The sequence below is a fragment of the Hyphomicrobium facile genome, assembly GCF_900116175.1.
GTDB lineage: Bacteria > Pseudomonadota > Alphaproteobacteria > Rhizobiales > Hyphomicrobiaceae > Hyphomicrobium_B > Hyphomicrobium_B facile.
In genome coordinates, this window is record NZ_FPCH01000002.1 from 323,402 (window position 1) to 336,275 (window position 12,874).

General features: G+C 56.3%; 11 protein-coding genes. 3 read left to right on the forward strand and 8 right to left on the reverse strand.

Translation table 11 applies throughout. The annotated features are described in order from the left end of the window. Positions 1-12 precede the first annotated feature (12 nt). The 3 genes from BM399_RS08605 to BM399_RS08615 all read left to right on the forward strand — a co-directional run bounded on the left by BM399_RS08605 (position 13) and on the right by BM399_RS08615 (position 4,264). Entirely contained in the window at positions 13-987 is a 975-nt protein-coding gene (locus BM399_RS08605; RefSeq protein ID WP_177228093.1) for an ABC transporter substrate-binding protein, read from the forward strand. A gap of 89 nt (positions 988-1,076) precedes the next feature. Continuing rightward, positions 1,077-2,171, forward strand: a complete 1,095-nt coding sequence (locus BM399_RS08610) for a quaternary amine ABC transporter ATP-binding protein (protein WP_425284068.1) — start codon at positions 1,077-1,079, stop codon at positions 2,169-2,171. Next, positions 2,168-4,264 carry an ABC transporter permease gene (locus tag BM399_RS08615; RefSeq protein WP_092867109.1) on the forward strand — a complete coding sequence of 699 codons (2,097 nt, stop codon included), beginning with the start codon at positions 2,168-2,170 and terminating at the stop codon, positions 4,262-4,264. The genes BM399_RS08610 and BM399_RS08615 overlap by 4 nt, the downstream gene beginning before the upstream one ends. Before the next feature lie 319 nt (positions 4,265-4,583). Here BM399_RS08615 and BM399_RS08620 read toward each other — a convergent pair whose 3' ends face one another. From BM399_RS08620 to BM399_RS21350, 8 genes are all read right to left on the reverse strand, one after another. Beyond that, positions 4,584-5,597 (reverse strand): 2Fe-2S iron-sulfur cluster-binding protein, encoded by a 1,014-nt coding sequence (locus BM399_RS08620; protein ID WP_143111382.1) that lies wholly within the window; start codon positions 5,595-5,597, stop codon positions 4,584-4,586. A 73-nt stretch (positions 5,598-5,670) separates the two neighbouring features. Further along, entirely contained in the window at positions 5,671-6,858 is a 1,188-nt protein-coding gene (locus BM399_RS08625) for an aromatic ring-hydroxylating oxygenase subunit alpha (RefSeq protein ID WP_092867112.1), read from the reverse strand. Positions 6,859-7,089: 231 nt separating this feature from the next. Then, positions 7,090-7,842, reverse strand: a complete 753-nt coding sequence (locus BM399_RS08630; RefSeq protein ID WP_177228094.1) for a helix-turn-helix transcriptional regulator — start codon at positions 7,840-7,842, stop codon at positions 7,090-7,092. Positions 7,843-8,415: 573 nt separating this feature from the next. Continuing rightward, entirely contained in the window at positions 8,416-8,955 is a 540-nt protein-coding gene (gene fae, locus BM399_RS08635) for a formaldehyde-activating enzyme (protein ID WP_092867115.1), read from the reverse strand. Between the two features lie 518 nt (positions 8,956-9,473). Then, a complete protein-coding gene (locus BM399_RS08640) occupies positions 9,474-9,686 on the reverse strand; it encodes a KTSC domain-containing protein (protein ID WP_092867117.1) in 213 nt (70 codons plus the stop codon). Further along, the gene (locus tag BM399_RS08645; RefSeq protein WP_092867119.1) at positions 9,683-11,530 is read right to left on the reverse strand and encodes an ATP-binding protein; all 1,848 of its coding nucleotides are present in this window, start codon (positions 11,528-11,530) and stop codon (positions 9,683-9,685) included. Before BM399_RS08645 ends, BM399_RS08640 begins: the two co-directional genes overlap by 4 nt. Next, a complete protein-coding gene (locus BM399_RS08650) occupies positions 11,527-12,315 on the reverse strand; it encodes an SIR2 family NAD-dependent protein deacylase (protein ID WP_244531164.1) in 789 nt (262 codons plus the stop codon). Before BM399_RS08650 ends, BM399_RS08645 begins: the two co-directional genes overlap by 4 nt. Then, positions 12,263-12,757: a hypothetical protein gene (locus BM399_RS21350; protein WP_244531165.1), complete on the reverse strand. Its 495-nt coding sequence runs from the start codon at positions 12,755-12,757 to the stop codon at positions 12,263-12,265. Before BM399_RS21350 ends, BM399_RS08650 begins: the two co-directional genes overlap by 53 nt. Between the last annotated feature and the right edge of the window lie 117 nt (positions 12,758-12,874).

Consider the following 12,874-nt stretch of genomic DNA (forward strand, 5'->3'; position numbering starts at 1 on the left):
CGGAGAATTGTCATGTCCCGCCAGCTCATCATCTCTCTCCTTGTCTCGTTCGGACTTCTTGCGTTCACGTGCGATGGCAACGCTGCTTCTGTTCCTGAATCGAAAGAGCCCATCAAAATCGCGCTGAACGAATGGACCGGCCAGAACGTGACGGCCAAAGTTCTGGGCGGCATCTATGAATCCATGGGATACAAAGTCGAATACGTTACCGCCGGAGCCATGCCGCAGTTTACTGCGATGCAAGAAGGCAAGCTGACGACCCAGCCTGAAGTTTGGACAAATCTTGTCGGCGAAGCCTATCCCAAAGCGCTTGAGACCAAGACCATCGTTGAGCTGGGACTGCTTGGGCTGAACAATTACGAGGGCTGGGCGTATCCCAAATACATGGAGCAGATGTGTCCCGGGCTGCCCAGGCTCGAAGGGCTGATTGCTTGCAAAGATAAGCTCGCAACTCCCGAAACCTTTCCCAAGGGACGCATCCTCGCCTATCCCTCAGATTGGGGAACGGCATCCGCGAAGCTCGTCGCAGGAATGAAGCTTCCGTTCGTTGCAGTGCCCGCAGGCAGCGAAGGAGCCGAGATCGCAGAAATCAAAGCAGCGTTCCTCAAGAAGGCACCGCTGGTGCTGATGTTTTGGAAGCCGCACTGGGTCCATGCAGTCTACGATATGGACTGGGTGCAGATCGACCCGCCCTACAGCGACGCGTGCGCAACGGATCCCAAGGTCGGCCCCAATCCCGATACGACCGACGACTGCGGCTTTCCGCAGGCGCGCGTCGTCAAATCGGCCTGGGTGGGTATGGAAAAACAATGGCCGGCTGCCTTCAGCGTTCTCAAGAATTTCCAGTTTGATGGCACTGAGCAGGGCAAATTGGTTTACGAGATCGACCAGAAAGGTCGCAAGCTCGACGATGTCGTTGCCGAGTGGTTGAAATCCCACGAAGGCACTTGGAAGCCGTGGGTGACCACCGCGACCGCCAGCAACTAATCCCGACAGAACAATAGGCGCGCTCGATCCTGGGCGCGTCTACCAATTGCCGCAAAGAGCAAAGCCCCTACGGGCGGGAGGGATCAAAAGTGAACTTTCAATTGAGAGATGCGTACACCCCACATCCAGTGTCATCAAATGCCAAACTAGCCTGCGCAAATCTCTGGAAAGTCTATGGTCCGAAGGTAGGCTATTACTTCGATACCAAGGGCTACATCATCGATCCGCAGCTGCTCGCAAAGCGCATGCGCGACGAGAAGCACATCCCAGCCGTTGCCAACGTTTCCCTCGACATTCCCGAGGGTGAAATCTTCGTCATCATGGGATTGTCCGGGTCCGGCAAGTCCACAGTGTTACGCTGCCTCGCACGTCTGCTTGACCTCTCTCACGGTCAAGTCGTTCTCGACGGTCAAGATATTTCGAAACTGACCGAGCGCGACCTCATTGATGTTCGACGCCACAAGATGGGGATGGTGTTCCAACATTTCGGGTTGATGCCGCATTTAACGGTCATCGATAACGTCGCTTTCCCTCTCAAGATCCAAGGTAAGCCAAAGCAAGAACGGCTGGCCCGCGCGCACGAAATGATAGAACTCGTTGGCCTTCACGGCCGCGAGGACGCCTATCCGCGCCAGCTGTCCGGCGGTCAGCAGCAGCGCGTCGGCATTGCGAGATCGTTGGCGGTTGGCCCCGAGGTTTGGTTTCTCGACGAGCCGTTCAGCGCGCTTGACCCCCTCATCCGTCGTCAAATGCAGGACGAGTTTCTTCGCCTGCAAAAGCAGCTCAAGAAAACGATCGTCTTCGTCACGCACGACTTCATAGAAGCCATGCGTCTCGCGGATCGTATTTGCGTGATGAAGGACGGCTTTGTTGTACAGGTCGGCACGCCGGAGGAGTTGGTCTCGCGTCCCGCCAATGACTACGTCCGCTCGTTCGTCGGCGACGCTCCGCTCGCGAAAGTGTTGCGCGTCGGGGCGATCATGAACCGGCACATCGCAGATGAGCATCGCGCCATAGCCACCACGAAGATCTCCGCGTCGGCCAAGCTCGAAGAAGCGATGACGTTGTTCCGCAATGAGAGCAGTGTCCTCAATGTCTGCGACGAGGAGGGGCAGGAGATCGGCAGCCTTTCGGCGTTGCAAGTCGTTCAAGCGCTTGCGGCTAAGTCGAGGATCGCGCCGTGAGTGGAGAACGCCAAACCAGATCAAATCTCGCCGGCACGCTCGATATGTCGTGGAAAGATATGTCTTGGCTCCTAATGGGCCTGCTCGCCGCGATCGCATTGTATGCCGCACCAAATGTGACATGGTTGGGAACGTTTCCCGAGCATTGGGGCCTTCCCATTTCCGCGTGGACGAACGCGATCCTGGCTCCGATGGTCGTAGGCTTGCAGGGCGCGACACGCGTCCTCAGCCAAGTTATCGGCGCGCCAATGTCCGCAGGCCGCGCCGTGCTCGATTGGACGCCGTGGAGCACGGTGACATTGGCATTTTTCCTTCTCGCCTATTGGACGGCGGGAATTCGAACAGCGTGTTTCACGTTGGCATCGTTCCTGTACATCGTCTCGGTGGGCTTCTGGACGCCCACGATGAACACGATTGCTCAGATCGGGTTGGCCATACCTATTGCCATTCTCTTAGGCTTTGCGATCGGAACGCTCGCGGCTCGCTACCCCCGCTTGAACACCGCTACGCAAGCGAGCCTCGATTTCATGCAGACGATACCGACGTTCGCATATCTTATCCCGATTTTGCTGTTGTTCGGCTTTGGTCCCGTCGTGGGGCTGATCACCAGCATCATTTATGCGATGCCTCCGATGATCCGGAATACCATCCTCGGCCTTCAGCGCGTGCCGCCGGAATTACGCGAGTCTGGACGCATGAGCGGCTGCACGCCCTTGCAGGAGTTTTGGTGGGTGCGTGTGCCCGCCGCGACGCCCCAGCTGCTGGTGGGGCTCAATCAGACCACCATGGCCGCCTTTTCGATGATCATCATCGCTTCCGTAATCGGCGGATCACAAGACATCGGCTGGGAAGTCCTCAGCACGATGCGCAAAGCGCAATTTGGAGAAAGCCTTGCCGCAGGCGTCGTCATCGCGGTCTTGGCGATGATCCTCGATCGCGTCAGCTGCGGGTTCACGCAACGCTATGTCCACGGTGAACAATTTCACACCAATCGCTATTTCTGGATCGCTTCACTCGGAGCTTTGTTTGCGTCGGTGGCGCTCGCGAGCTTGGTGCCTTCTCTCTGGGTCTGGCCCGACGCGTGGGTGATCCGGCCGGCTGCTCCACTGGATACCGCCGTGGACTGGATTACCGCGAACTACGGCACTAGCCTCAACGCTCTAAAAACGACAGCCTTCTATTACTTTTTGCTGCCGCTCAAAATCGGTCTCGTGCAGGCAGTGACGCCAATGACCTGGGGCCTTTCGTTCGATGGACCGGTGCAGATCGGATATTGGGCAATCGCTGCCCTCGCCGTCGGTGTTGCAACAGTCTACTCCGATCGCGCGGCAGCATCGATTATCGCGGTCATCGCGATACTCTTGTTCTACGGCACCACAGGCATCCCGTGGCCCGTGTTCATCGCGATTGTCACCCTCGCGGCTTATCAGGCCGGAGGGTTTCCCACGGCAGTCTTCGCGTTCTTGGCGCAGCTGTTCATTCTAGTATCCGGATTTTGGCCGGCTGCGATGCTTTCGGTCTATTTGTGCGTAGCGGCCGTGGCAATCTGCATCGCGATCGGAGTCTCATTGGGAGCTGCCGCTGCTAACAACGATCACCTTTCCGCTCTCCTACGTCCCATCAACGACGGTTTGCAGACCGTTCCCCAGTTTGTTCTGCTCATACCCGCTTTGATGTTTTTCCAGGCCGGCGATTTTACTGCGCTGATCGCCATCATTCTGTACGCCATCGTCCCGGCGATAAAATATACCGAAGCCGGCTTGCGCAACGTTTCGCCTAACTCCGTCGAAGCTGGGTTGGCATTGGGGTGCACGAAACGACAAATGTTTTGGCAGGTGCGGTTACCGCAAGCCGTTCCTGAAATCCTGCTCGGTGTGAACCAGACGATTATGTACGCGCTCGCGATGCTGGTTATCGCAGCCCTCGTCGGCACCACCGACCTTGGTCAGGAGGTCTACATCGCGCTCGGTAAAGCCGATGCCGGAAGCGGGCTTGTCGCGGGCATTTCTATGGCGCTGATCGCCATGATCGCCGATCGTGTGCTCCAAAATGCGGCTTCGAGCCGAAAAGCGGCACTCGGGTTGCCGGTATAATTACTTTGCGGGGTCGCGTCCTGCGTGACCCGGCCAAGATTTAGCGGCTAGCCCGTGTTTTTACTCGGGCCAGCCTCTGCATTACAAAGCCAAACACGGCTCTACCGAGCTTTTTGGCAAATGCTGTTCGAAGCGAATGCCGCCGAAAGTGAATGTGCGAGCAGCCTGGGGTTAGCCTTTGAGGCGGGTCATGGGGCGTCGTCCGTTTCAAACGCGTCGATGCGCCGAAGTGGAATCCAAGGGAGCGGAATGCCTCTGGAGCCCCCGTTCAACGACAGGCCGAGTTTTGTCTCGGCCTCTATCCAGACGGCGGACGGATCTATTCGACGACCATCGTCGATGCAGAGACGAAGGGATCGGCGTGACAGTCGGATGGAGTGACCCCCATCTCCATCGCAAACTTCTGGCAATTCGCAACCAATCCAGGCGAACCGCAGGTATAGATTTTGTGTCCTTGGAGGGTCTCGAAGTGGCGCCTAAGCTCAATAAAAACGTCGGTTGTCCTGGCGGCATCGATGCCGTTGGCGCGGGTAATGACCGGGAAATAACCAAATCTCGGGTACTTTTCGGCGAGCTTCAGCATTTCTTCGTTTTGATAAAGTCCTTTCGCCTCGCGCGCGGAATGGTAGATGCGTATGTCGTGGCCGGGCATTGATGCCAAGGCGTCTAGCAATATCGATTTCGCCGGTGCGAGTCCCGTGCCGCCGACGACCATCGTAATTGGTCCTGGGTGCTCTTTGCGGAGGTAGGCGCTTCCAAACGGAGCATTCAAGACGAACCGGTCCGACGGTTTGCACTTCTCGTATACGTGCTTACTGACCTTCCCGTGTTTGTAATACTCGATGTGAAATTCCAATTCCGCCGCACCTGGGCGATTGGCGAACGAATATTCCCGCGCTGGAAGATTGGGGAAAGTGAGCGTGGCGAACTGCCCGGCGCTAAACATGGGCGAAGGGCTCGTGCAGGGCTTGGCCTTGAGGATAGCGATCTCCGATGACACGCGGTCTATCGACGTCACGACGCACTCGTACTTGGCTGGGGTGAACGTGTCTGCGTCCTCAATGAATTCTACCTCGCAGTCGCTTGTGGGCATCGCGCGGCAGGCGAGGATGATGTTTTCGAACTTTTCTGCCTCCGTGAGTGCCGTCGGATCATATGTTTTGTGCGTGACCGTGCCCTTGCGCAAGATGGACTTGCACGAGGAGCAATTGCCCTGACGGCAGGCATAGGGATAGTCGAGTCCCGCCTTCAACGCCTCGTCCAGTATCGAGAACCCTCTCCGCACCTCTAACGTAGTCTCGAATTGGGGAATCGACACCTTAAAGTTGGCCATTACTCGTCCTTCGATCTTAAAATAAACGCTGCGCACGGCCTCCGTGCGCAGCGTCAAGTGGCCTCGCAATATGTCAGCGCCTGTCAGCGCTCATAGCGTTGTAGTAGATGGACTGAAAATGGTGGATGCCGTGCTCGCTGGATGAGGATGCTTTGTGATCGCCTAACCCGTCGCTCGATCTACCTTCCCCGACAAGCTTTTGGTCGATAACAAGCCTGCCCTGCGAGTATGCAACAGAATGGAGACCACGCTGCACGCTTTCCACTAGGCCGATATCTTCCGGCTGGAGAACGTCCTTGATGTATTCCATCGCAGCCTTCTCTTCCTCATTGGGCATCGCCTCATCGAGGAAGAAATCCCAGTGCTCATACGTGGTCTCTGGGCCTGTCGGCATGATATGCATGAACGACAAATTTCGGCGGCCGGGGAAAACGTTGAAAGTAACGTTGGGCCATAGATACCAAGCTGCGTACATCAGCTGGGCGCCCTGCTGATTTTTGTCGACCTTGTACGCCGAGTTTTCCTCTCGCGCGGGGGCTATGTGGCTCGAGCAGATCGCGAAGTTCTTGGTCTGATAGATGCCGTGGTCGAAGAGCTCTACGAGGGCCGGATGCGCCGGCGGGCAGTGGTAGCACTCCTGGAAATTCTCGACGACATTCTTCCAGTTCGCTTTGATTTCGAACGTCTGACGACCCGCGTAGACCAGCGTTTCTGGAGTATCAACATACTTGCGGACGTCTGCCTCGAAGTCGCCCGATGTCTCAGCGAGCGACTTGGCGTTGAGATCGATGTTGATCCAAACAAACCCAAGGAAAACCTCGAGCTTCACAGGCTTCAGACAAAACTCTTCCGTCTTGAAACCGGCGACATTCTCCAGCACAGAGTTTGAGCGAAGTTGGCCGTCAAGCTCGTACTGCCAAGCGTGATAGGGGCAAGTGATAGCACGCGTCTTCCCTTCACCCTGTAGCAACTGGTGGGCCCGGTGAGAGCAGACATTGTGGAAGGCGCGAAGGTTGCCATCGCGACCGCGCACGATAGCGATACTTTGATCGCCTATTTTGACGGTGCGATAGGCGCCGGGGGCCGCGAGTTGGCTCGCGTGACAGACGAAGTTCCAGGATTTGTAGAAGATCTTTTCTTTCTCGAGTTCGTAGATCTCGCGATCAAAATACAGATTTGCAGGAAGGGTGTACGAATGCGCGGGATCGTTTGGCCGAAAGCGGTCGAGCCCGAAGAGTTCCTCATCGTTTTTCTGGAGCATTTGAAGTCACCTTTTCTTTGCGAAATGCAATGGCCGACGCCCGCTTGGTGAACGCAGCCGAAGCCATACCCTGACGCTATTTCTGGGAATGAGCCGGCAGACAGCAATGGTGCCGGTTGGCACTAGTGGCTTGCTCGCAGTCGATGAATTATTGGAAAGGGTGCGCCCTATTTCGCGGCATCCGGCCCGCGATGGAGACGAGCGACTAACCTAAGCGGCCGAAGCTCGCTATTACTCGTCCTCGGAGGCGTTGCACGGCAGCGTGCGCAGTTTCAGGTTCGCCAGCTGCCATTTCAGCTGATTGGCGAACGGCATGAGCGCGGTGACAAGCTCCCTCTCGGAGGAGACGTCCAATTTTCGATAGATGCGCAAACGACGGTTCTTAACCGAACCCTTTGATATCCGCAGTCGCTGCGCAATCGCGCCAGTACTGAATCCGTCAAGTGTAAGCGCGATGATGTCTCGTTCGCGTGGTGTCAATTGATCAACAATCGACGACGATGCTCGCTCCCCGGCTTCGCTGTCCATAACGCCTTCGCCGATATGGTGAAGAAGAAGGCCCCCGGGGGCGATCGAGTTCATGCAGTCGAGTTCCATCCCCCTGAAAGGCAATGCTCCGTCGGCGAGTTGCTGGCGGATTTCATCATACGACAACGACCACTCGATATTTCTTAGTGCCACGTCCGCTTCCGCAAGCTGGCGCCACTTCGGCGTGGAATAAACAAGCTTGCCATGGCGATCGAAAATGGCGGCTGGCCTGTCTTGGAACGACGCTGGCGCATGCGCTGCACTATGCATCGCTGTCATTAGCGTCCGCGTGTGAGCCTGATGCAGGCCGTGAACGATTGGAAAGAAACGTTCAATGCGTTCGATGTCCTCCTTGGTAAAGCGATCGGCTTTTCTCTCGAAGAACAGCGACAGGCAAGATCTGCCGACCGACGGAAGGAAAATGGCCAGCTCGTCGGTGAACTCCATTTTCTTCATGAAATCGAGGCAGTAGAAATTTTTGTCCGCAGCCGACGGAAGTGCCGTTTCCATGGTCTCAACGCGGGCGACCCTGTTTGAGCGCCAGGAGCAGAAATAAGGATCCGTCGAGCGCGGTTCGGCTCCCAAGTAGTACTGGACGATGTTTGAACTAATTTCTTTCGTATGCAGGACGTCAGGATCGCAACCGGGCGCGTAGCGGACGATCCATCCGGTCTCATGCGGGATAAGCGACCCGATCAATTCCAATAGTCGCAAGTGGAAGCCCAGCTCGCCGATTTCAGAGGAAGCGGCATTCAACGATTTGGACACGTCCTCCCATTCGCGCGGCTCAAACGAGACCAAACAGCTCTCCATCGCTCAGTCAAATGACACGCTCTTAGATGCGGTCTGTTTGTTCAGCGCGTCAATAGGTCGGTCAAACTATTGGTGCCCGGGACAGAATTTAGGCAAAAAGGGTAACCGCCTTAGCGCAGTCAACAAGACCCCGGTTCTTGCGGCGCAAAAAACGCGCGCCCCCGACCTTGGCGAAGTTGAGGGCGCGAGTTTTCCATCGCCGAAAGGCGACCAATCTCAACCAGGGAAGACGTCTGCCAGCGCGTAATGTTTGATCTTATCGCGGTTAGCAATCAGCTCGTCGACTGTAGGCTCACCCTTCATCGCTCTGCAGATCGCCAGCTTTGTTGCCTCATACTGGCAACGATAGAGATCCTTCTTGTCGAGTTCCTTATGATCCGCAACGCGGGGATCCAGCCAAACCGTTATGATCATGCAGATCTCGTTGGCTTTGTCCTTGGGTAGAATGCCGTCCTTCAGACAGTCGACGATCGCGTCTCCGATCGCCCCCTGCACCACGCCGCCAAAGAGCTCGATATAGGCGCTGTTCGGAATCGTGACTTTCGATGTCATCAGTGCGGCTGGCCGCACTTGTTGGTTGAGATCGCGAATAACGAAGAAGCGTGTGTGCCCCATCGATTGCCCCATCATTCCCGCAAAGGCATGCCCAACTGGCCCGTCGACGGTGCCGATGACGATTTCAGGCATCGCATCAGTGTACTGGCCTTCGGAGGCAAGTACCGTCGCTTCACCAGTAAGAAACACCAAGTTTTTCATAGCTCTCAGATTGTTGGACTGGCCCACGGAACTCGTTTGTTCGGATCCGTCTTGAGCAGCGGTAGATCTATTGACTCCCGATGATCAAGTCAGCTCATCGGAAGTCTAAAAATCTCGGATCGCCAAGAGTGTCCCTGGGCACTACCTCCCAAAAAACGAAGATGTGGGTCGGCCAGATTTTACGGTGCCAACAGGCACCATTGAGCAAGACACTCGTCTCGCCGACTATCTGTCCGTTCTGAGGAAATTCCACGAGACGAAAAAGCTGGAGCGGTGTTCCCTGCACTGCTCCAGCTTTACTCATCCCCCCAATACGAATCGATGTCGCTATTCTCGGTCTGATAGATCAGCGACCTCAATCGGTCCAATAGCGATCAGTAAGCGGATTACTAGCGAAAATTTCCATTTTCGCTGCCAATCCAATTCGAGACGTCGGCCGACGATCCGACGCGATTTGGCGGATGTCAGATTAGGTTATGGCGGGCGTCACGGCACCCATATGCGCGCCCACAATGCGCTCAGCCTACGCGTGAGAAAGGATAGCCGCTCCGAATGTAGGTGTTGAGAAACTGACCTTTCGACGGCGCTTCCTTGAATCGCTCATAGAGCCCCGCGTCAACGTTGTAATACTGATAAACCGAGCCGTTGGTGAACTCGACCTCAAGCGTCTGTGTCGGCTCGTCGTACCCAACGGACGCGATATTGGTTGATGATACGTATTCGCGGTTCATACTTTGCCACCTTGGTCATCGGGAGAGTCTTTAATAGGTTTTCGCTGGATCACCGTGTTGTTCGCGACGGCTCTCGTACTCTGGGCACGCCATGAGGCGACCATGCGATCATAACCTTCGGCAACGCGGCGCTTTGCCCAAGCTTCTGTCACCTCGGGATCGGCGCTCCTCGGTTGATACCCCTCGCTGGGCAGCGTCACTCTGCACCGCACCGGCAATCTTGCTGCCTCACCAGCGATGATCGCTTCTCCGGTCCGCAGGACCGGCAGCAAATCCATGAGCCCGGCGAGATTATCGGGCAATGCTCCTTTGACTCGACTTCGATCTGCAGGGTTCGCAAGTCGTAGCGCGATGAGCGTTCCACATTGTGAGAGAACTGTTTCATCGACCTCGGCCGGACGTTGCGAGACGAGCATGGCGCCGACGCCGTATTTCCGTCCCTCTTTGGCAATTCGCTTGACGATGTCGGAGGCAGCGCTGTCGCCCCCCGCGCCGAGGTATCGGTGAGCCTCTTCCATAACGACGAGAAGCGGGCGCAGGATGCCTCCCTCCGTCTTTTCGCGACTCCAGAAAAGCGCCTCATAGACGATGCGCAGAATTGAACTGATCAATCGAACCAGCACGCTGCTTGGAACACTGGAAAGATCGAGGATCGTAATCTGCCGGTCGTGGCCGAGCCAGCCCTGCAACAGCTCCGGAAGGTCACGCTCGATTTCGCCTTTGAGATTTGGCTCCCAAGGCCCGGGATGCAGGATAAAGTCATACCGACGATCGAGAAGCCGAGAGCGCAGAAGGTTCAATTGCCGCCGAATCCCTTTTGCCGCAGTGTTGAGGTAAGGCCCGGCACTTCCAATTGCATGTGGTTGATAACGCGGTGGCGCCAGCTTGTCGGCGCTACCTTCGGCGACGAGCGCTGGCACATCGCGTTGGGCACCGGTGAATGTCGTCGTTTCGAAATCGATCAGTTCATACCATAGCTGCTTCAAGCTGAACGGGATTGGGGTATCAACAGTCAACGAAGACGGATCTACGCCCAAAATGGGTTTCAGAGCGAGGCGCTTTTCCTTGAGCTCCTGGATCTTGTCGGTAAAGGCAATTTCATGATTGTCGCTCAAGGTACCGACTAACAGATCCAGGAGCTCGCCCGCTTCCAGGGCCCAATAGGGTACGAACAGCGGTAATTCGTTCGTTTGAGGCGAAGCGCTGTAGACGCGTGCGACATCGGCAAGCGCCGAAGCATATTCCCCGTGAATATCAAGCAACAATATGCGCGCGGCGGGAGAGCCGCGATCACTGCCGCCGGGCTTGACGATCGATCTCAGAAGACTGGCAACGGTGGTAGATTTACCCGATCCCGTCGAGCCTAGAATTGCGCTATGGCGGGTGACGAGGTTGTCGAGCGAGAGGCGCACGGCAATATTTTCGGCGCTTGCCAGATGGCCAATCTCGACTTGGTCATCCCCTCGCCCCCCATAAATTCGGCGTAAGTCGCCTTCGGTCACGATATGTACGGTATCGCCAATATTCGGGTGTTGGCTTAACCCTCGCTCGAAGCGAGCGCCTATGGCTTCACCTGCCAATTCAACCCGCATCCAGCGGCTAGTCTCGACTACATCTCGTTCGAAATGTTGAGGTGCGGCTGTCGCGCCGACCTCGCAGACGACGCCGTAGAGATCCTGATAGCCCTGCGGTATGCGAACAAAACTTCCCACCTGCCCGACACGATAGGTATGGCCAGCGATGATTGCTAAACCTGAACTGAGAGATTCCACCAGTCGCACGGAAACGGAAGCACCCGTGACGGCACTTACAGTCCCAAGGAGCGTCGGATCGCTGCTGTTCACGGTGCGTCTTCCGTGATCGCTTGCGATGCGCCACCTACGCTGGAAACTTCCGACGCGGCTGGGCGAGAGAGCTCTGTGGCCTGAGCGAGGGCGCAGAAGCGGGTAAAGCGGGCGAAGTCTCCGAGCAAGAACAGCGGTGGTTCTCCAGAGTTGCGCGCACCCCAAAAACTCGCGCGGATGTCTTCCCAATTCTTTGGCGGTTCTCCTGGGCGCCACTTTCCCGCAACACCGCTGATCACTGCGCCATCGGCGGCATATACAGAAAGGTTGGGCCGATCGTAAGCGAGGCGGCACGCAGCTTCTTCTTTGTCGAGCGTCCCGAATTGAAAAGCGAACACGGCGCTATTTGCGTTCATCGCTAAGGCTTCATCAAGTACGGCGCAGACGTGAGCATCGCGAAACGAAAAGCCGATGGCGAGCACCAGCGTATCGGGAGTTAGAAGAAATTGCTTCAAGCGCTCGAAAAGCGCCGCATAAGGTTGTTTCTGCGTCAGATCGTATTTGAGATGATCGGGATAGACGAGCTGAGTGGCGGCGCGCCCGTGCCCGCGCACAACCGCGCCGTTGTCAAGCTTCCAGCCAATAGAACCATGAAGCTTCCAAAGCCTTGACCATCGGGCGGGAAGATCATCGCCCGCAACGGTGACGGGATCGAAAAAAGGTGAGTGGCCGCCGGTGAACCCGTCGAAGTAGGGAGCCCTGACACGTTCGAACGCCTCTTCGAAAAGGAGATCATAATTGGTTGTAAAAATCTCGACCGCATGGGCGCGAAGCGTCCCGCTCACCCAGGCCACGAGCTCGGAATACCCGGTTCGTCCAGTCGGTAGAGCGACGGAGACGATGCCTCCAATGTTTTTGCAAATTTGCTCGCCCCAATAGCCTATAGCCATTTCCATCGAGGCCGCTGATCTTCGTTTTGCCGAGCGCCTTTTCGAGCAATCGCACCTTCGTCAAAACGGTCTCGATATTTGCTTTGCCACCAAGATCGCCGATAATTGCATTTGCGGCAGCAAGGTTTGCACCTTGGAGACCGGCGATCGCATTCCTCGTCAATTCATCGACACCGGGGATTAGCGCTTGGCCCGTTTCCGACAGCTGTCCATCCTTCCCGATTTTGATTGCGAGAGGTGCGCCGGCGCCGACCAATAAGGCAATCCTCTTACGCCCCTGCGAGAGGATTTGACGCAAATCGCCCATGAACCGATCAGGATTATGAACCGTTTCCAAGCCAACCCACTCCGGATAAAATGAAAGAGAACGATATCGGACGTCGAACTGACGCCTCTCCAAACACGATCAGCGCCGCTCGGCGCTCGAGCGATTGCAAAGACAAAAAAGAGCATT

Bases quoted from the DNA above. Each gene is read 5' to 3' on its own strand.
- BM399_RS08640 (WP_092867117.1), bottom strand. From the start codon at position 9,686: ATGAACCGCGAATACGTATCATCAACCAATATCGCGTCCGTTGGGTAC.
- BM399_RS08620 (WP_143111382.1), bottom strand. From the start codon at position 5,597: ATGGCCAACTTTAAGGTGTCGATTCCCCAATTCGAGACTACGTTAGAG.
- BM399_RS08605 (WP_177228093.1), top strand. From the start codon at position 13: ATGTCCCGCCAGCTCATCATCTCTCTCCTTGTCTCGTTCGGACTTCTT.
- fae (WP_092867115.1), bottom strand. From the start codon at position 8,955: ATGAAAAACTTGGTGTTTCTTACTGGTGAAGCGACGGTACTTGCCTCC.
- BM399_RS08625 (WP_092867112.1), bottom strand. From the start codon at position 6,858: ATGCTCCAGAAAAACGATGAGGAACTCTTCGGGCTCGACCGCTTTCGG.
- BM399_RS08630 (WP_177228094.1), bottom strand. From the start codon at position 7,842: ATGAAGAAAATGGAGTTCACCGACGAGCTGGCCATTTTCCTTCCGTCG.